Raw genomic sequence first — 18940 nt, 5'->3', positions numbered from 1 at the left:
TTCAAACCACCAGTCATTGATTTAAAGATGTTATTGCAGTCGACAAAACGATTGCTTTTTGCGTGATTCCTGGCGGACCTGCAAAAGACTAAAGGCTGACGACAAACAATTTAACTACGCAGACTTGATTGCATTTAAATTGCAAATTAATCGACAGACTTTGCATACAGAAGAAAATTCACCTGGTACGCAACAAATTCTTGAAGCGAATCAGGTGAATTACTAGCTAAATTTTTACTGGCCTTTCAGCAACTTTTCCGCTTTGGTCACTTCTTTTTTATAATCCTGGGGCAAGTCCTTGCCGCAGCGAACACCCACAACTGGCAATAATTGCATCGCCAGACCATTGGCAACCTCCTCAGATGTCAAAGCCTGCCCGTCTTTGACTCCAGAAATCTTGGAACCATTGACTTCCTTGATGTAACTCACCATTGGAACCATGTTTGCCTGCATTGCAGTCATGAATGGAACCTTGCTTTTAGACAAAATGCACATGTTGATCGAGGCGATCGACACCATCCGCTCGATTTCAACCGCTGTGGCGGGGCTTGTCGCTCCACCTGCCCCTTGAGCGAATGCAGTGGAAATATTGAGAGGCAGCACTGCGAGGAGCAGACCAGTTCTGATCGCCTTCTGAAGACTGAGACGGGAAGTAGGCACTGACTGACTTAAGGGAGCGGCACCATGCTGCCTCATACCAGCGAAAAATGGCTAGGAATTTGTTGCGACAGGATCCATTCCTGACCAACAGCTGAACCTTTTAAATTCTCAGCCCTGCGGTCTACAGACACCTGGCACAGAACAAATGAGATTGTGAGAATCGCAAAATGTCATCGATTCAAGTTTCCAGAATGCGATCTGGCACTGATCCATGGCTGATGCTCAAAAGGCGTCTGGAGTGCATCGGATGACAGGACGCTGCAAGTGAACAGCGACTCTTCATCAAGGCATCCACAGTGTCCGGTGACCATTGAGATCAGGGATCAATCGGAGCTGAAGCATCCTCAAGACGGGTTTCATGGTGATGTTCCACGATTTCCAGCTCACCTTTCTGCCAGCTGTAGATCGCGCGCGAGCGAAAGCGATCCTGGTCGATCAGTCGAGTGTATTCCTGAACATCCCAGTCGAGATAGTGCGATTCGAACACCACCTCATGCTCATCCACCTGACGAATCCGGGTTCGCGATTCCACTTCCTCGAGATAGGCACGACTGCGCAGCAACTGGTGGCCCATCAGAGTTGCTTCCATCACACCTTCGCGCTGATAGCGCGGTTTGCGTTCAAAAAAATCTGTTTCATGTTCAGGCCACCAGCTCATGCGGTAATGCGGCTTGCCCACCCGTGATTCAGCGAAAATCTCGACCCGAATCATCATGTCCAGAAACAGCACCTCCTCGTTTTTAAAAACGTATTGACGACGGGAACGCCAAAGGCCGAGGTTTCGAGCAAACCAACGTCTGAGATTACTGTCGAGATAGACCCGCTGTGAGGCCGGGGACTCTCCATCAGGAGGAGGTGCGCCACGGCGTTCAACAGGTAGAAGGGCCATGCAAAGTCCTGACTGACAACAGTCTGTTCAAAATCTTCTTAGCGGTTCTGCTGAGCTTTGCAAAAACCCATAAGGTAAGGCTCATCTTTTGGAGCAACACCTGGTGGGCGGGATTGATCCCACACCACGTCAACAGCTGACTCTGCTCTTGGTCGCAGGTCGTCACCATCTCTCCAGTGGTGACCTGCGTTCGCTGATCCAGTTTCTGGAACAGGAAGACTGCGGCTTTGACGTGACACTCCAGGTGGCTGATCCTGTCGAGCACCCGGAACTGCTGGAACTCCATCGCTTGGTTGTCACGCCTGCACTGGTCAAGCTGCAGCCCATGCCGAAGCAGGTGTTTGCAGGCAGCAGCATTTTTCAGCAGCTGCGTGGCTGGATACCCCGCTGGCAACAGGACGAAGTCGTCAGTGGACTGGGCTTGAGCCTGAAGCCCACGGAACTGGACGGAAGCCGAACGCAGCGCGAGCTTCAACTCGAGGACCAGCTGCTGGTTCTGAGGCAGGAAAATGAAACACTGATCGATCGGCTGCAATCTCAGGAACGGCTGTTGAGGATGGTGGCCCACGAACTCCGCACACCTCTTACGGCAGCGACACTGGCACTGCAGAGTCAGCAACTTGGCCAGATTGATCTCAACCGTTTCCGCGATGTGCTGAAACGACGTCTCGACGAGATCGCACTTCTCTCCAAGGATCTGCTTGAAGTGGGAAGCACACGCTGGGAGGCTCTCTTCAACCCCCAGCGACTTGACCTGGCCAGCATTGCCGCAGAAGCAATCCTTGAACTCGAGAAGCTTTGGCTCGGCAGGGATGTGACCATCCACACAGATATCCCAGCCGATCTGCCGCTCGTCTTCGCCGACCAGCGGCGCATGCGACAGGTTCTGCTCAATCTTTTGGAAAACGCGCTCAAGTACACACAGGATGGCGGCACGATTTCACTCGCCATGATGCATCGCACCAGCCAGTGGGTGCAGGTGAGCGTCAGTGACAGTGGTCCAGGAATTCCTGAGGCTGAACAGCAACGCATTTTCCTGGATCGTGTGCGACTACCTCAAACGTCAGGAGGAACATCAGGGTTCGGAGTTGGACTCTCCGTCTGCAGACGAATCGTGGAAGTTCATGGTGGACGCATCTGGGTTGTATCAGAGCCAGGCAAAGGAGCCTGCTTTACCTTCAATGTGCCGGTCTGGCAGGGACAGGAACAGGAGAAGTTGACCGCAACCTTGACGGAGGGTCAGTCGGAACCGTAATTTCATTTGGTGCTCAGGAGAACACCATCGAGCACGGCCTCGCCCCCATCGTCTAGAGGCCTAGGACACCTCCCTTTCACGGAGGCGACAGGGGTTCGAATCCCCTTGGGGGTATTAATCGGTTAACTTCGATCAGAAATACATCCTTCGAAGGGATGTTTTTTTATGACAATTGATCACCACCTGAAAAGCTGATTAAGGCACTGGAAAGTTCATGAATAGAACCTTTCAGGGTTCAGCGAATCGTCGAATGGTTTCTTGTTCAACTGCAAGAAGATTGTCATTGAGATCCTGACGCAAACGTTGCTCGATCAATGCAACGGGCATGCCAACACATCCCTGAACTGTGAGTTCGTAAAGCAGAAGGGTTTGATCAGGAACGGACTGCAGACGCCAGGCACCTTCGAAACGACGAAAGTCACCTTTCAACATTTTGAACTGAAGCAATCCCTCGGGACGGTGCTCTGTGAGTTCCAGCTGCACTTCTGCTGAAAATTTGAGGCCCAACACCAGTTGCTGACTACCGACTTGAGCGAGTGTGACTCGATTCCCCGATCGCTCAATCAGTTTGCTGCTGCTGAGATTGGGAATGAATGTGCTGAGCTTCTCGTAGTCAGTGATGACCTGCCAAAGGTGGTCAAGAGACTGATCGGTGCGTAACTGAACCGCTAGCCGACGCACACCCTGGGGCAGACGCTCAACAGTTTGTTCAATCGTCTGCTGACGACCTCTGGTTCCTCGCTGAAGAATCGTCAAGGAGTCGGCGAAGTTCAACCTGAAGAACGTAACAAGAGAATCCTAATGAAAGTCAGACTCAAGGCCAGACAGCAATCTGCTGTGAGGTTGAAAACGCTCTGGGCTTGAAGTTGATGACACGACTATGATCGCGCCGTCTTTCAAGGGAACCGACATTCCATGCGTGTCAGCTCGGCGGGAACCAGCAGCTACGACGAACGGATGTTCACGCTGGTCGTTGTCTGGCCGCAGGCCGGCAAACATGTTCGATCCGAAGAGCGAATCACCGTTGCCTACGACCGCCTGCAAACCACAGTCCAGACCATCAATGGCAGGGGCGGCCGGATTCAGTCTGTGATTCCAAACATTGAGCCGATCCAGGCTGGTGCGCAGGCTACAAAAGCTACATCCGCTAAAGCTGCTGCTGGCAAGGCTTCCCCTGCAAAGGCATCCGCCTCGAAAGGGTCTGCCGAAAAGGCTGAAAAGCCGAACGCCGCAAAGCCTGCTTCCAAAACAGCCGCAGCCAAAGCCCCCACCAAGCCTGTAACCAAAGTGGATGCTTCCAAGGCTCCTGCAAAGCCTGCTCACCAGTCGGTTCCTGTCAATCTCTACAAGCCCAAAACGCCGTTTGTCGGCACTGTTCTCGACAATTACAGCCTTCTGCAGGAAGGCGCCATTGGTCGTGTCCAGCACATCACTTTCGACCTGAGTGGTGGTGATCCTCATCTGGAGTACGTCGAAGGCCAGTCGATCGGCATCATTCCCGAGGGAACAGATGCCAAAGGCAAACCCCACAAGCTCCGCCTCTACTCAATCGCCAGCACCCGCCATGGGGATGACATGGCGGGCAAGACCGTTTCACTCTGCGTCCGACAGCTCGAATATCAGAATGAGGCCGGAGAAGAGATCAAGGGTGTCTGCTCCACTTATCTCTGCGACATCAACCCCGGAGACAAAGTCAAGATCACAGGCCCGGTAGGCAAGGAAATGCTTCTTCCTGAAGATGAGGAAGCCAATGTGATCATGTTTGCCACCGGCACCGGCATCGCCCCGATGCGCACTTACCTTCGCCGGATGTTTGAAGCCAGCGAGCGTGACAAAAACGGTTGGAAGTTCAGAGGCAAGGCGTGGCTTTTCATGGGTGCTCCAAAGACTCCAAACCTTCTCTATGACGACGATTTCGAGAAATATCAGGAAGAATTTCCAGACAACTTCCGCTACACGAAAGCCATCAGTCGCGAGCAGAAAAACTCCAAAGGTGGTCGCATGTACATCCAGGACCGAGTCCTGGAGCACGCTGATGAAATCTTCTCAATGATCGAAGATCCAAAGACGCATGTCTACATGTGCGGACTTCGCGGAATGGAACCCGGCATCGATGAGGCCATGACAGCTGCTGCAAGCTCAAAGGGCCTTGACTGGGCAGAGCTGCGTCCTCAGCTGAAAAAAGCCGACCGCTGGCACGTCGAGACCTACTGACCTCCATCAGCTGGATCCGGAACGAACAACCCACCGCATGGTGGGTTGTTTTTGTTTGGGTTGTCCCGAGACGACCACAAAACATGGCGGGATGTTCCTGAGCACTGTCATCACGGGGATTCCTGGTTAAACCTTCGTCAGAGCTTCCGGTGTCATGAGCGCAACGATGACAAACCCGCTGAGGGTCGGCCTGCGTCAGGAGCGAGTGATTGCTCCCCAATGCCTGGTGATCTTCGGTGCAAGCGGTGACCTCACACATCGCAAGCTGGTGCCAGCACTGTTCGAGCTGTTTAAACAGCGCCGGCTGCCCAGTGAATTCGCACTGCTGGGATGTGCTCGAAGGCCATGGAGTGATGAGGAATTCCGCCGGAAAATGGCGGAGGCCATGGAAACAACAGTGAATGAGAACCTTGCCGCCTGGGAGCAGTTCTCGGCAGGCATGTTCTATGAACCGGTTGATCTTCAGAAGCCTGAGGATCTGGTGAAGCTTGGCCACCGACTCGACGAAATCGACAGATTGCGAGCCACCCGCAGCAACCGGACGTTCTATCTATCGGTGTCTCCGAAGTTCTACGGCAGCGGTTGCCGTGCACTCGCCGACGCTGGATTGCTGAAGGATCCGCAACGCAGCCGCGTGGTGATCGAGAAACCCTTTGGCAGAGATTACGGAAGCGCGCAGAACCTGAATCGGGTGGTTCAGAACTGCGGGCAGGAAAATCAGATCTTCCGTATTGACCACTATCTGGGAAAGGAAACCGTCCAGAACATCATGGTTCTGAGGTTTGCCAACACCATTTTCGAGCCGATCTGGAACCGGAACTACATCTCCAGTGTTCAGATCACAGCCGCGGAAACGGTCGGTGTTGAGGAACGGGCCGGTTACTACGAGACATCCGGAGCCCTCAGAGACATGGTGCAGAACCACCTGACCCAGATGCTGGCGATCACAGCAATGGAGACACCTGGGCGCTTTGATCCTGAGGCGATCCGCAGTGAAAAAGCCAAGGTTCTGCAGGCGGCACGACTGGCTGATGAGAATGAACCATGGAACTGCTGCATCCGCGGTCAATACGGACCCGGGGGAACTCAGGACGCTCCACTGCCCGGCTATCGCCAGGAAAATGGCGTGGATCCCAACAGCACGACAGAAACCTATGTGGCGATGAAACTCTTCATCGATAACTGGCGTTGGCAGGGCGTTCCTTTTTATGTGCGGACGGGTAAGCGGTTGCCGAAACGCCTCAGCGAAGTGGTGCTCACCTTCAGAGAAGCCCCTGTCCATCTTTTTGATGCCGCGGGAGGAGGGCCAACCGCCAATCAGCTGATCTTGAGAATTCAGCCGGATGAAGGCGCTGAATTCCGTTTTGAGGTGAAGTCACCAGGGTCCGGGATGCGCAGCAGGCCTGTGGAGATGGAGTTCTCCTACGACGAGTCGTTCGGCGAACCCTCCGATGAGGGCTATGTGCGCCTGCTGGCTGACGCCATGCTCGGTGATCCCACCCTGTTCACCCGAAGTGATGAGGTGGAAGCCGCCTGGCGTCTCTACACCCCTCTTCTTGAGCTGATTGAAGACAGCCCCTGGCAGCTGCCGATTCACCCCTACGAGTCAAGAACCTGGGGACCGGCCGCATCAGATGCGCTGCTTGCCCGTGATGGCCTGCTCTGGCGACGCCCCTGACCAGATCCGACCGATTCATCCTCTTCCACTCAACCGGCTGCTCCATGTCACCCCAGCTCACGCTTCAGACCCCCCTCGAACTGCCGCCCTCCGAGGTACCCGGCTACCTCGAACAGCTCTGGTCTCGAGATCAGCCCAACAACGTCGGTGCCCACACGTTCTGCCTGCTGGTCTGGCAACCGGCCTGGGTTGAACAGCAGCTGGTGCGTACAGGGCGCCTGGATGGACCGATCACGGGCGTGCAGAGAACACAGCTGATTGCCGCAGGACGCCAGGCTGTAGTGGATGGCGATCTGCCCATCAGCACGCCACCACTCACAGAAGCTGTGGCGACATGTCTCAGCCACATGGATGGGGGGCATACCAGCGAGGACCTGCGTGGCCAGCATGTGGATGCAGCTCTCAGCAACCTGCGCCCACGCCGCCTGATCACGCTGGCACCCAGTCTCGATCCGGAACAGAGCCTTGAAACCCTGGTAGCTGCCTACTGCCCGCTTCCGGAAGAAGGCGGTGGAACGGTGGCCTGCGGAGATGTGGTGGTGTTGCGTGGTGGCAAGCCGGAGCTCCAGCAGGGCCTCGCGATCCTTGATCCGCTGTTGCCTGAGGAACTCCCCTCCTGGGTGTGGTGGAACGGAGCACTGGACGAAGCTCCTGAGCTTCTGCAGCAACTGGCCAGTTCACCCAGACGACTGATTCTCGATTCCGCCCTGGGTGATCCTGGTTTCTGCCTCAACCTTCTGGCCTCAAGGATTGAAGCGGGGCAGGCGGTCAACGATCTGAACTGGCTGCGCCTCGGCAGCTGGCATCAGACCCTTGCCATGGTCTTCGATCCGCCGCATCGACGCGATGCGCTTGGCCATGTGGTTCAGCTGGACATCGATGTCGAAGGGAATCATCCGGTACAGGGCCTCCTGCTTGGATCCTGGATTGCTGACCGCCTGGGCTGGGAACTGAGGCACTCTCAACACAACCCGGACCAGAGCATCAGCACCACCTTCAAGCGTCATGACGGAACCGAGGTTCAGATGCGTGTGTCGCCGGTGCCGATGGGGCAACCAAGCATCCATCCCGGACAAATCGTGGGGCTGCGGCTCATCTGCAAGCCTGACAACCAAGCTGCGATCTGCGTGATCCTCTGCGCAGAGTCGGGTGGGTGCATGCGACTGGAGGCCGGCGGCATGGCCAGCATGGAGCTCATTGAAGAGGTGGTGCCCGTGCAGCATTTGCCTGTGGAAGCGGATGTGTCTCGCCAGCTGGAAGGCGGCCACGACTCCACCAATCCACTCCTGGCCGCTGCTGCCCCGCTGGCTGCCAAGCTGATCAGCTAGTTCCCCGCCGAGCGGGGTCTCTCCTGTGGCTCCGCTCCAACCATGGCCTGCGTGATCGCTGCTCCGGCCAGCGGCAGCGGAAAAACCCTGCTCAGCCTCTGCCTGGTTGCCTGGGCCCGCCAATTTGGGCACAGCATTCAACCCTTCAAGGTCGGTCCCGATTATCTCGATCCACAGCTGCTCTCGCTTGCGGCAAATCAGTCTTGCAGAAACCTAGACCTGCCTCTGTGCGGAAGAGACTGGGTTCAGCTCAGCTTCAACGGTTACGGCGGGCGTTGCGAGATGGCTCTGGTGGAAGGCGTGATGGGCCTGTTCGATGGCATTGGATCCAGCTCCGAGGGGAGTACTGCCGATGTGGCCATAAGCCTGTGCCTTCCGGTTGTGCTGGTGGTGGATGCCGGAGGTCAGTCCCGTTCTCTCGGTGCGCTGGTTCAAGGCTTCAGAGATCTCGATCCACGCCTCAACCTTGCTGGCGTCGTGCTGAATCGAGTGAGCAGTCCCAGGCATCGGGAGCTGCTTGAGGAGGTGCTCACGGACATCGGAGTTCACTGCCTGGGTTGCTTGCCTGGCGATCCCAGCCTGGAGCTACCGAACCGGCATCTGGGTCTTGCTCCGGCCCATGAACTGAGCTCTGTGCAAAAGCGACTGGGGCGCTGGGCAGCTCTGGCAGAGCAGCACCTCGACATGGGGGTGTTCCGTGCTCTCCTTCAGGCACCAAAACCTGGCTCTGATCCGGTTCGACATGTGCTGTCTGCGGAGCTGGAGACTTCACAACGGAAATCGTTGCCGGTGGCCGTTGCGCAGGACGAGGCCTTTCACTTCCGCTACCCCGAGATGCAGGAGTGTCTCGAGGTGCTGGAGATGCCTGTCTTGCCCTGGAGTCCACTGAGCGATTCCGCTCCACCACAGCAGGCATGCGGCCTGATTCTCCCCGGAGGATTTCCCGAGCTGCATGCAATGCGCCTGAGTCAGTGCAAGGCCACTTTCTCAGCGCTGCAGCAATGGATCCAGCACAAGCCTCTCTATGCCGAATGCGGAGGAATGTTGCTCCTGGGCCGAAAACTGGCCGATCTGGAGGGACAACTGCATGCCATGGCCGGACTGCTCCCTTTCGAGGCCAGACGTGGACGGTTACAGGTCGGCTACCGATCACTGGAGGCCCACGGAGAAAGCCTGCTGTTGCATCAGGGGGAGACACTCAGAGGTCATGAATTCCACCGCTGGCAACTCAACATCGAATCGGATCAAAGCGTTGGCGGCAGAGGGCCGCTGTGGCAGGTTGAAGGGTGGAAAGTTGAGCGGAGAGCCGAAGGATGGAACCTGCCCAATCTTCACGCAAGCTGGGTCCACCTCCACTGGGCCGGATCCTCGATGATCCCCTGCCGATGGCGCGACGCGCTCGGCTCCGCAGCGAGGCGGAACGCCGTCGCTTCGTGACCCGCAGCACTCGGCTGCGCCCCGCATTTTTTCAGGAACGCTGGCGTTTTCTGGTGGAGGGAACAGTGCAGGGAGTGGGTTTCCGCCAAGCCTGTCGAAGACGGGCGATGGAACTGGGGCTGAGCGGCTGGGTGCGCAACTTGGATGACGGCCGGGTGGAAGTGGAGGCCGAAGGTGAACAGCTGCCTCTCAATGAGCTGAGGCTCTGGTGTGAACAAGGTCCAAGCGAGGCGAGGGTTCGTCTCGTGAGACCTTGCAAGATCCCCATCACCGGGGCCGACTGGTTCGAGATCCGACACTGACAACGTTGTCGCGATCTGCTGTTTGTGCAGGAAGTCAGATCACGCCTTGAGGGGCACAATCTGAGCAGAGACAGAATTTTCCGCCAATGGCCGATGAACGCCAACTCTGGCTCCTACGTCACGGAGCCACCGAGTGGGCCCGCAATGGACGTCATACAGGCAGCACCGACATTCCTCTGCTTGCTGAAGGTGAAGCAGAAGCACGCCAACTTGCTCCCGTTCTGACTCAAAAGCATTTCTCAGCAGTCTTCAGTTCACCTCTGCAACGCGCTCGACGAACCTGCGAGCTTGGAGGTCTGGGCGAATCCATGACTGTGATGAAGGAGCTGCAGGAGTGGAATTACGGCGATTACGAGGGAATCACGACTCCGGAAATACGCCGGACGGTGCCTGACTGGAGTGTCTTCACCCACGGATGCCCCAATGGCGAAGACGCCACAGCGGTGCAGAAACGCTGTGAGACCGCCATTCGGATTGCTCTGGACGCTCCTGGAGATGGAGACGTGGCGCTGTTTGCACACGGACATCTTCTAAGGGCTCTGGCCGGCACCTGGCTTGGGCTCGGAGCCGCGGGCGGGCGCCTGCTGATCTTGAACACAGGAAGTCTGTGCGTGCTCGGTTTCGAACATGGAAACCGTGCCATCGTGCGCTGGAATGCGCCTGCCAACGGCCGTTTCTGATGAGTGACACCACCCTCTGGGCCGAACTGCTTGCCTATGGCACCGGAATCGGCCTATCCCCGATCCATATCGCCGTTCTTCTGCTGCTCCTGCTTGGCCCGAATCCGATCAAAAGAGGCGGATGGTTCCTCGCAAGCTGGGTGATCACAACACTTCTCGCCGCCACGCTGCTGGTGACGGTTGGGCACTCGCTGGTTCTGGACATGAGCCATGGCTCCCATCACCGCACAGGTCTGGATCTTCTGGCAGGTGGCGCTCTGGTCGCAATCGGTGGGCGTGAACTGATCAAATCGTTCACTGAGGGTTCAGAGCCACCGGCCTGGACAAAAGGCATCGACCGTTTCATGGCCATGCCCTTGCCGCTGCTATTGCTGCTGGGATCAGTCGGCGAAGTCATCAGCCCAGATGACATCGTGTTGTTCGCCAAATCAGCGGGTGTGGTGTTGTCTGCAGAGTTGCCCACCTGGCAGGAAGCAGTGGGCCTGATCGCTTTCACCATCGGAGCCAGCCTGTTTCTATTCACCCCGTTCCTGGCGGTGATCATCGGACGAGACAAGGTCATCCCCCTACTCGAGAAAGGGAAGGAGGTGCTGTTCGCCAGGGGCAGCCTGTTGGTGGGAGGGGTGAGCCTGGGACTGGGGGTTTACCTGGGATGGCAGGGCATCAGCGGCATGACAGTGATCTGAAGCGAAATGCGATCACAAGAACAGGTGAATTCAGTTCGCCGCAGTTGACCCGCGCAACGCTTTGCTCCAGGTTGCGGCATTGCGTTGGCCATCCCCGACCAGATACACCCCATACCTGGCACGACTGACAGCCACGTAGGCCAGCTGTTGATGGAACAGCTGTCTGTCGGGAGCCAGGCGTTCGAGCGTGCGTGGGAACACGTCATCAGCCACGAACACTTCGCCAAAGCTGCTGCCTTGACTGCGATGAACGGTGAGCACAGCAGCAGGTCCAAGTGACGCGAACGCGTCTCTCACCAGGAAATAACGGCGCCAGAGAGGTCTCCCGCCGCGTTTGCCGGCGGTTCTGGCGTCCTGAGCCAGACGCTTCAGCAATGCATCCAGCTGCTCCCGGGCCTGGCTGCCAGAGGGAGGCTGAAGCCTCAGGTTGAGCTCGAGCTCACCACTGCGGACCTTCGCGTTGAGAGTCTCAATCACCGGCACCCCAAGTCCAGCCAATGACAGCTGGGCTTCGCCTGCGACTCCGAACTCTGCCAGGTCGCAGCGTTCGGGGGTCACGTCTTCGACCACAAGTTCCCGGTTGGAGCCAAGCACCAGATCGGGCTCCTCACCGGTCTCGCCCCCATCACTGGAGGCAGGTGCCATCACCGCTGTGCGCGTGATCAACACCTCACCAGGCAGCACGGCCATCTGATCCGCCATTTCACCGTGAATGGCCCTGCGGGCATGGGGCACCAGGGCTTCCAGTCTGCGGTTGGTGTAACAGAGAATCCTCGCTGCATCGGGGTTGTCAGAGGCCGCGGCCTGACGCAGAGCCTCCTGGGCACGCGACAACCAGTCGCTTCGGTTGAGCACGCCCACCTGACCTAGATCAGAGCGCACGGGAGGCAGCAGGGGAGGGACCTCACAGGGCAGGCGCGCATCACGCAGGCAACTGGCAAGCTGCAGGACAGGTCCCTGGTGACGGACAACCTCTCGAAGACAGGCGGAAACGGCACGGTTCATGGCGAAGACAGGACTTTCGCCTTCGCCCACGGGTGGCAACTGGGCAGGATCACCTACGAACACGAGTCGTGTTTTGAACGGGTGAGCACACTGCAAGGCGATCGACAACAGCGAACTGTCGACCATCGAGGCCTCATCGATCAGCACCAGACCGAGATGCTCCAGCGCAGCAGCCGTTTGCTCAGTGGATTCGCAGAGCTCACGGTCACCCTGACGCTTGAGCTTGAGTCGAAGCAATCGATGAATTGTCGAGGGGTACCAGGTGGGCTGCAGGCCTTCGAGGTTGAGAGCCTGCCTCAGAACACCCACAGCTTTGTGGGTGGGAGCGACAACGGTCCAGCAGAGACCACTGTTTTCGACTTCCTTCAGCAGGCGCATCGACAGGAAGGTCTTGCCACTGCCGGCAAAACCGCTGAGCACAAAGGGAAGACCGGCATCCTTCTGCTGCAGCCAACCTGAGAAAGCTTCCGCAGCCTCTTTCTGATCCTCGGTGAGGCTCAGATCGGCATGAGGGAATGACGTCACCCCAGCGCTTTGCCGAGCAGCTGGGCCAGCTGCAGCGGAGATCCCAGATAGTTGAGCCCGAGCAATGCGATCGCAGGACCCAGAAGGCTTCCCACCAGCACCTCCAGGCGGGAATGTCCCAGACGTTCCTTGAGTGGTTTCTCCAAAGGAGTCACCCAGAGAGTGTCAGGCAGAGCATTGACCCGTTCGGCGGTGAAGCCGGCGGCTCTGCGCACGCCACTGGCGTCGTACATCACCACAAAAGCGACGGTGGAGGCGAGAGCGAACACAGGCGATGCGAATCCCTCCTGCCAACCTGCGGCCGCGGCCGTGCCGGTCACCAATGCGGAATGGCTGGATGGCATTCCTCCTGTTTCGATCAGCACCGCAGGCCTGAAGCGGCGATGGACAACAAGTTCAATCAGCAGCTTGGACAGCTGAGCGAGACCGCAGGCGGCAAGCCCCCAGGCAAGCACTGCGTTATCGAGAATCTGGAGAGGGATGCTCAGGGAGACGTCATCCATGCTCAGCGATCCCTGCTGGCCACATAATCCGCCAGTGCGAGCAGAGGTTGGGCCTTGTCTTTCCAGGGGTGAAGCGCAGCTTTGGCTTCACGAACCAATTCCAGGGCGCGGGTTCGTGAAGGTTCCAAACCAAGCAGTTTCGGGTAGGTGGTCTTGTCGGCGAGAAGATCCTTGCCCGCCGTCTTGCCCAGAACCTCACTGCTCGCCGTGACATCGAGAATGTCATCGACGATCTGAAATGCAAGCCCGATTCCATTGGCATAGGTGCGCATGGCCTGGACCTGAGCATCACTGGCACCGCCGATCAAGGCGCCGGACACCACACAGGCTTTAAGCAGAGCAGCGGTTTTGTGCAGATGGATGTATTCGAGCGTCTCGAGATCGACCTGCTTCCCCTCGCATTCCAGATCCACCACCTGCCCACCAACCAGTCCGGGAGCACCGGAGACCAATGCCAGCTCACCCACCACCTTCACCAATCTCTCAGCAGGCACACCCGCACTGCGGACAGCCACCATCTCGAAAGCACGACTGAGCAGGGCGTCACCGGCGAGGATCGCCATGGCATCTCCGTACACCTTGTGATTCGTCGGCCGTCCACGCCTCAGGTCGTCGTTATCCATCGCCGGCAGATCGTCATGGATCAGCGACATGGTGTGGATCATCTCCAGCGCGACCGCCGTGGGCATCGCCTGAGAAGCATCACCACCCACCAGCTCGCAGGCTGCGAGACAGAGAATGGGACGCAGCCGCTTTCCTCCCGCAAGCAGGGAATAACGCATCGCTTCCCTGAGAGATTCAGGCCGCTCCGGACCCATTGAGGCATCCAGCGCTGCTTCAACCCGTTGGCGAGCCTGATTCAGATAAGCCTTGAAATCAAAATCCCGAAGGGGCTCACCCGGCGAAGGAACGCCTTCAGGGCTGGTCGCCGTGGCGGTCATGGGGAGCGCAATTCTGGAAGAATTCTGTCAGGCCGACGGGCCCTCAAGCACCATCAGATGATCAAGTCGGCCAGATCGTGATCGATCCCGTGCCGACGGCACCAGGCCACAACGGTGTTCACGAGCAGCATTGTGACCGTCATGGGGCCAACCCCTCCAGGCACGGGCGAAAGCGCGGCGGCAATGGGCTCGAGCTCGGCTGCCTTCACATCACCACAGAGTCCCCCCTCAGGACGTCGGTGGATCCCGACATCGACCACAACCGTGCCAGGACTCACATGATCCGCTCCAAGCATTTCAGGACGACCCGCCGCCACCACGAGAATCTCGGCCTGACGCGTCAGGGCGTTGAGATTCCTTGTGCGTGAATGCGCAATCGTCACCGTGGCGTTTGCAGCCTGCAGCATCAGGGCCATCGGCTGCCCCACCAGAATGCTGCGTCCGATCACCACGGCCCGACGACCAGCGGGATCGATCTCAGCGCTGCGCAGCATCGCCATCACGCCGGCCGGCGTGCAGCTGCGGGGGCCCTGCTCACCTTTCAGCAACCGACCCAGATTCAGCGTATGTAGACCGTCGGCGTCCTTTTCAGGATCAATCGCCGCCAGCAGAGGTGCTTCATCCAATCCCTGCGGGAGCGGAAGCTGCAACAGGATCCCATCCACCCTTTGATCAGCATTCAACGCACGGATCGCCTGCAAAACCTGTTCAGACGATGCCTCTGCGGGTAGGTGAGATCCGTAGCTCTCTACACCGATCCGGGCGCAGGCCTTTTCCTTGTTGGCCACGTAAACGGCGCTGGCCGGATCATCCCCCACACGCAGCACGGCCAGACCGGGCGGGCGACGGGCGGACTGAATCGCTGCTTGGACCTGAGACTGCAGCCGCAGCTCAAGCGTCCTGGCGAGAGCCTTGCCATCCAACCTGAGGGCCATGGCCATCCGATGCATGTGAATCCAGCATGACGCTCCAACAGAGCTAGCGTTCGTGAAGGATTTTCCCGGCCGACTTGCGTTCGCATCGCCTTGCACGTCTCTGGAGGTCCTGGCTCAGGAGCGAATCACCTCGCCGCCCTGTGTTGCGCTGGAACAGGCTGCAGAAAGGCGCACTGCTGATCCTCTGTGTTCTCGTGGCGCTGGTGTCCAGCTGGCCCTGGCTGGTGGAACCTGACCTTCGACCAGGACTGGCGGCTCCTTTTGACGCAGTAGCACCCAAAGACGCCAGGGTCGTTGACAGTGAAGCACTGGAACAGAGGCGTTCAAGCCTGGGATCAAGCACCTTCGTGCAGGTCCTGGATGCTCAGGAAAACCAGCGGATCCGCCTGCGGCTGGAGCGACATCTCAGCGAACTTGAACGGGTCGCAAACAGCGACGACGCCGAGCGCATCGGTCCGGTCAACCTATCCCTGGACGAGCAGCTGTGGCTGGAACAACGAACCCAGGAAGACCGTCGCAACTGGGATATGGCCCTGCGCAGGGCCCTCAACAGGATGCTCAGCCAGGGACTTGTCAACACCCTGGCACTGGAACAACTTCAGAAGGCCAGCGATCTGCAGCTCAACGAGTTGAACGAAGGCGCAAACCCAGGTCGCAGCCTGGGAAGCAAGGTGTTGACCACCACGCTTCAGGGCGCCAGCAACCTTCAAACCGATCCACTGCGGAGCCAGCGACTGATTGAAGAGCTGATCACCCAACAGGGAATTCCCACAATCGAAGTGAATCGAGGGGATCTCATCACCCGCAAGGGGGAGTCGATCAGCTCACAGGCCTATGACGTCCTCGATTTCTTCGGGATGGTGAATCGCCGACCAAAGCTGGGAATCTGGATCATCCGATTCACGGAAGCCCTGGCCAGCTGCGGAGTACTGCTGCTGGTGATGCGGCGCGAACGTCCCTGCCTGGAAGCACCCCACGGCCTGCTGGCTCTGGGGCTGCTGCTGCTGAGCCAGGCCTGCAAACTCTGGTTCGGGGCCTCGGTGAGCCCATTGGCGGTGATCGTGCCGCCCACCCTTCTGCTGGCTCAGGGACTGGGCACAACCAGTGCACTGGCCTGGATGGCTGTGGCCAGTCTGCTCTGGCCCACCCCGGTCACAGGACTGGGGGAGGGGCGCCTGCTGATTGCTGCAGCAACGGCCACCGTTGCTGCATTGCAGGCAGGTCGGTTGCGCAGCAGAGCCCAGCTCCTGCAACTGGCGGTCCTGCTGCCACTGGGTGCGTTGCTGGCAGAGCTTTTGCTGATGAGCCGAGACGGCAAACCGCTTGCCGTCTCATGGATTCGTCTGCCAACCGATGCCGGTGGACTCGCCTCGGAAGCTCTGCTGCTGGGGCTGACAATGATGCTGGCAATCCTGGTGATTCCCTTGCTGGAAAGCTCCTTCGGGTTGCTGACAAGAGCACGGTTGATGGAACTTGCCGATCAGGAACGTCCTTTGCTTCGGCGGCTCTCTTCAGAGGCACCAGGCACGTTTGAGCACACACTGATGATCTGCGGTCTGGCCGAGGAGGGCGCGCGCGCGATCGGCGCCGATGTTGACCTGATCAGAACAGGCTCTCTTTACCACGACGTTGGCAAGCTCCATGCCCCCAACTGGTTCATCGAGAATCAGATCAGCGGGGAAAACCCACACACTCGTCTGAACGATCCCCTGGCCAGTGCAGGAGTGCTGCAGGCACATGTGGACGAAGGCCTGAAACTGGCAAGGCGACATCGGCTTCCAAGACCGATTGCCGACTTCATCCCCGAACATCAGGGAACATTGCGGATGGGGTATTTCCTTCACCAGGCTCGCGAGCAGAATCCCCAGATCTCCGAAAAGCGCTTCCGCTATCACGGTCCCACTCCCAGGTCCAAGGAGACTGGAATCATGATGCTGGCTGACGGATGTGAGGCCGCTCTGCGCTCGTTACCGCCGGACACAAGCGATCAGGAAGCCCGAGAAACGGTCAAACGGATCGTTGAGGCTCGGATCAGCGACGGCCAACTCAGACAAAGCAGCCTCAGTCGGGCTGAACTGGAGCTGGTCATGCACTCGTTCGTGCGCGTCTGGCGGAGGATGCGTCATCGCCGGATTCCCTACCCCATCCCCGCCAAGCGCAGCTTTTCCGCCTGAACTCAGTCCGCCATAACTGAGTCCGGCTGAGCCCAGATTGGCAGTCCAGAACGCACACGAACGCGTCGGTGATCGAAGGGGTCCCGGAAACTGAGCGCATGAGCGTGAAGATGCATCGGACCGGGATCGTTGCATGCGGAGTAGATGGGGTCTGCGCAGATGGGGGCTCCAACAGCAGCAAGATGAGCCCGCAACTGATGGGAACGACCAGTCAGAGGTCGTAACCACAGACGCCTGCAGTCGCCGTCCGGTGACCACTTACGCCATAACGTGCAAGAAGGCTTGCCGCCCGGATGCGGTCCATACACAGGTGGGATGCGCTGCAGCCTGGCCAGAGGGAGTTGAATGCGCCCTCTCCTCCCTGACAAAGGCCTGATCACATCAGCGAGATAAAGCTTTTGCACTTGGCGGGCTTCAAACAAAGCACTGAGACGACGCAGACTGCCTTGATTTCTGGCCACAAGAACGAGTCCTGACGTGTCCCGATCGAGGCGATGCACCAAGCGAAGCTCTGGGCAACAACGCTGAAGTCGGGTGATCAGGGAATCGTTTTGGTGGGATCCAAGCCCCGGCTGACTCAACAGACCTGATGGCTTCTCGACCACCAGGTACTGCGGATGCTCGAGCATGAGCGAACAACCTGCAAGCTGAGGGATGGCTGCTGCCAATCCTTCAAAGCCTGACGCCACGCCGATGGGCTGGACGACACCAATAGATCAGCGCCAGCACGTTGATCAACCCGAGCAGGACAGGTCCCAGCCCCATGGTCTGCGGTTCAAGCCCGAGAACCAGGCGAACGAGTCCGTAGGGAATGGCCCCTGCAAGGCTCATCGACAGGGCAACAATGGCCAGAATCACCCCCCAGCGCCGTCGCGCCAGCAGGCCTGCCGAAGCCACGATGCCCACGATCGCAGCGGGCCACGCCAGAGAGAAAGCGAGGGTGATGTTGGTGATGGCGATGCCGGAGGAGGCTCCCTCACGAAAGGCCAGAAGGCCAATCACAGGGAGAGCGATCAGGTTGGCCACCAGGCCTAGCCAGGTCATCAACCAGTAGCCGTTGAGCCGAGGACCCATTGAGAAATGCCAGACACCATCACACCGTACGGTCCATGGACCACCTGTTGAACCGGCTCAGCGAGGAGACACAGGAGCATCAGGAGGCTGCACCACACTGCGGGGACTCAGGCGTTCAGCACAGAAACTGCGAAAGAGTGCTTCAACTTCGTCGGGGGGCATCCCTTGCACAAGACGTGCCTCGATTTCATCCCGACGCTGTGACTGGTGATAGAGACGCAGTTCCTGAAACGTCGTTTTGGATTGAGCCTCGATGCGCGCAAGAGCGTTGCCGACCTGGTGATCCGCGAGCAGATGTCCACCATGACAATGCTGCATGACATGTGCTGACTCGTGGGCCAGAACAACCCAGACCTGCCTTGGGTCATCCGCGATGTTGTTGGCACAGATCAGCAGAGCATTGCGAGGTGCATGAAAGGCACCCAGAAGTGCGGATGGACAATCCTTGGCCACAAGGGTGTGGGTCCCCGCCTGGCGGATCAGAGCGGCATAGGTTCCAATCCGGTCCCAGGTCTCAGCTTTCGATGACCCGGAGAGGAATGGAGCAACCAGGGTCAGCGCAAGAACAGCGAAAGAACGCGCACGACCCAACGGAGCCAGACCCAGCAAACCAACACCTCCAGTTCCTGGTCTCATTCAAGACACGCTGGACCA

19 protein-coding genes and 1 tRNA gene are annotated in these 18940 nt (G+C 58.4%); 10 read left to right on the top strand and 10 right to left on the bottom strand.

The annotated features are described in order from the left end of the window. Positions 1-234 precede the first annotated feature (234 nt). Together SIB73_RS02245 and SIB73_RS02240 are read right to left on the bottom strand one after the other, a co-directional pair. Complete coding sequence (locus SIB73_RS02245) at positions 235-603, bottom strand: hypothetical protein (RefSeq protein WP_413403277.1); 369 nt, start codon at positions 601-603, stop codon at positions 235-237. Between the two features lie 373 nt (positions 604-976). Continuing rightward, positions 977-1549 carry a hypothetical protein gene (locus SIB73_RS02240; RefSeq protein WP_413403278.1) on the bottom strand — a complete coding sequence of 191 codons (573 nt, stop codon included), beginning with the start codon at positions 1547-1549 and terminating at the stop codon, positions 977-979. 103 nt (positions 1550-1652) lie between these two features. On the opposite strand from SIB73_RS02240, the gene SIB73_RS02235 reads away from it, so the two are divergent. Both SIB73_RS02235 and SIB73_RS02230 read left to right on the top strand, forming a co-directional pair. Then, a complete protein-coding gene (locus tag SIB73_RS02235) occupies positions 1653-2804 on the top strand; it encodes a histidine kinase (RefSeq protein WP_413406497.1) in 1152 nt (383 codons plus the stop codon). Positions 2805-2845: 41 nt separating this feature from the next. Then, positions 2846-2918: transfer RNA gene (locus SIB73_RS02230), tRNA-Glu, on the top strand. Positions 2919-3032: 114 nt separating this feature from the next. Here SIB73_RS02230 and SIB73_RS02225 read toward each other — a convergent pair. Continuing rightward, the gene (locus SIB73_RS02225; protein WP_413403279.1) at positions 3033-3560 is read right to left on the bottom strand and encodes an SRPBCC family protein; all 528 of its coding nucleotides are present in this window, start codon (positions 3558-3560) and stop codon (positions 3033-3035) included. Positions 3561-3719: 159 nt separating this feature from the next. Here SIB73_RS02225 and SIB73_RS02220 point away from each other — a divergent pair, with 159 nt between their 5' ends. The 7 genes from SIB73_RS02220 to SIB73_RS02190 all read left to right on the top strand — a co-directional run bounded on the left by SIB73_RS02220 (position 3720) and on the right by SIB73_RS02190 (position 11129). Then, a complete protein-coding gene (locus SIB73_RS02220; RefSeq protein WP_413403281.1) occupies positions 3720-5018 on the top strand; it encodes an FAD-binding oxidoreductase in 1299 nt (432 codons plus the stop codon). A gap of 154 nt (positions 5019-5172) precedes the next feature. After that, positions 5173-6696 carry a glucose-6-phosphate dehydrogenase gene (gene zwf, locus SIB73_RS02215; RefSeq protein ID WP_413403282.1) on the top strand — a complete coding sequence of 508 codons (1524 nt, stop codon included), beginning with the start codon at positions 5173-5175 and terminating at the stop codon, positions 6694-6696. A gap of 44 nt (positions 6697-6740) precedes the next feature. Continuing rightward, positions 6741-8024, top strand: coding sequence for a glucose-6-phosphate dehydrogenase assembly protein OpcA (locus tag SIB73_RS02210; RefSeq protein ID WP_413403284.1), 1284 nt, complete (start codon positions 6741-6743; stop codon positions 8022-8024). Positions 8025-8066: 42 nt separating this feature from the next. Further along, positions 8067-9461, top strand: coding sequence for a cobyrinate a,c-diamide synthase (locus tag SIB73_RS02205; RefSeq protein WP_413403286.1), 1395 nt, complete (start codon positions 8067-8069; stop codon positions 9459-9461). Then, a complete protein-coding gene (locus SIB73_RS02200; protein WP_413403288.1) occupies positions 9410-9763 on the top strand; it encodes an acylphosphatase in 354 nt (117 codons plus the stop codon). Before SIB73_RS02205 ends, SIB73_RS02200 begins: the two co-directional genes overlap by 52 nt. Positions 9764-9849: 86 nt before the next feature. Further along, a complete protein-coding gene (locus tag SIB73_RS02195) occupies positions 9850-10443 on the top strand; it encodes a histidine phosphatase family protein (protein WP_413403290.1) in 594 nt (197 codons plus the stop codon). Continuing rightward, the gene (locus SIB73_RS02190; protein WP_413403292.1) at positions 10443-11129 is read left to right on the top strand and encodes a GAP family protein; all 687 of its coding nucleotides are present in this window, start codon (positions 10443-10445) and stop codon (positions 11127-11129) included. Before SIB73_RS02195 ends, SIB73_RS02190 begins: the two co-directional genes overlap by 1 nt. A gap of 30 nt (positions 11130-11159) precedes the next feature. Here the strand turns inward: SIB73_RS02190 and SIB73_RS02185 are convergent, their stop codons facing one another. The 4 genes from SIB73_RS02185 to folD are packed head-to-tail and all read right to left on the bottom strand — an operon-like array spanning position 11160 to position 15038. Further along, positions 11160-12659, bottom strand: coding sequence for an ATP-dependent DNA helicase (locus tag SIB73_RS02185; protein WP_413403294.1), 1500 nt, complete (start codon positions 12657-12659; stop codon positions 11160-11162). Beyond that, on the bottom strand, positions 12656-13162 hold the full coding sequence (locus SIB73_RS02180) for a divergent PAP2 family protein (protein ID WP_413403296.1): 507 nt from the start codon (positions 13160-13162) through the stop codon (positions 12656-12658). The genes SIB73_RS02185 and SIB73_RS02180 overlap by 4 nt, the downstream gene beginning before the upstream one ends. Before the next feature lie 2 nt (positions 13163-13164). Continuing rightward, on the bottom strand, positions 13165-14103 hold the full coding sequence (gene crtE, locus SIB73_RS02175; RefSeq protein ID WP_413403297.1) for a geranylgeranyl diphosphate synthase CrtE: 939 nt from the start codon (positions 14101-14103) through the stop codon (positions 13165-13167). A gap of 53 nt (positions 14104-14156) precedes the next feature. After that, positions 14157-15038, bottom strand: a complete 882-nt coding sequence (gene folD, locus SIB73_RS02170; RefSeq protein ID WP_413406499.1) for a bifunctional methylenetetrahydrofolate dehydrogenase/methenyltetrahydrofolate cyclohydrolase FolD — start codon at positions 15036-15038, stop codon at positions 14157-14159. A gap of 74 nt (positions 15039-15112) precedes the next feature. On the opposite strand from folD, the gene SIB73_RS02165 reads away from it, so the two are divergent. Then, positions 15113-17212 carry an HDIG domain-containing metalloprotein gene (locus tag SIB73_RS02165; protein ID WP_413403299.1) on the top strand — a complete coding sequence of 700 codons (2100 nt, stop codon included), beginning with the start codon at positions 15113-15115 and terminating at the stop codon, positions 17210-17212. Between the two features lie 2 nt (positions 17213-17214). On the opposite strand, the gene SIB73_RS02160 is transcribed toward SIB73_RS02165, so the two are convergent. The 3 genes from SIB73_RS02160 to SIB73_RS02150 are packed head-to-tail and all read right to left on the bottom strand — an operon-like array spanning position 17215 to position 18922. Then, on the bottom strand, positions 17215-17901 hold the full coding sequence (locus SIB73_RS02160; RefSeq protein WP_413403301.1) for an RluA family pseudouridine synthase: 687 nt from the start codon (positions 17899-17901) through the stop codon (positions 17215-17217). Continuing rightward, a complete protein-coding gene (locus SIB73_RS02155) occupies positions 17885-18286 on the bottom strand; it encodes a hypothetical protein (RefSeq protein WP_413403303.1) in 402 nt (133 codons plus the stop codon). Before SIB73_RS02155 ends, SIB73_RS02160 begins: the two co-directional genes overlap by 17 nt. A 57-nt stretch (positions 18287-18343) precedes the next feature. Next, complete coding sequence (locus tag SIB73_RS02150; protein WP_413403304.1) at positions 18344-18922, bottom strand: hypothetical protein; 579 nt, start codon at positions 18920-18922, stop codon at positions 18344-18346. Positions 18923-18940 lie beyond the last annotated feature (18 nt).

The organism is Synechococcus sp. MIT S9509, assembly GCF_047303035.1.
Classification (GTDB): domain Bacteria; phylum Cyanobacteriota; class Cyanobacteriia; order PCC-6307; family Cyanobiaceae; genus Synechococcus_C.
Note: the sequence above shows the minus strand (reverse complement) of the source record. Positions and strands in the feature narration are given on the sequence as shown.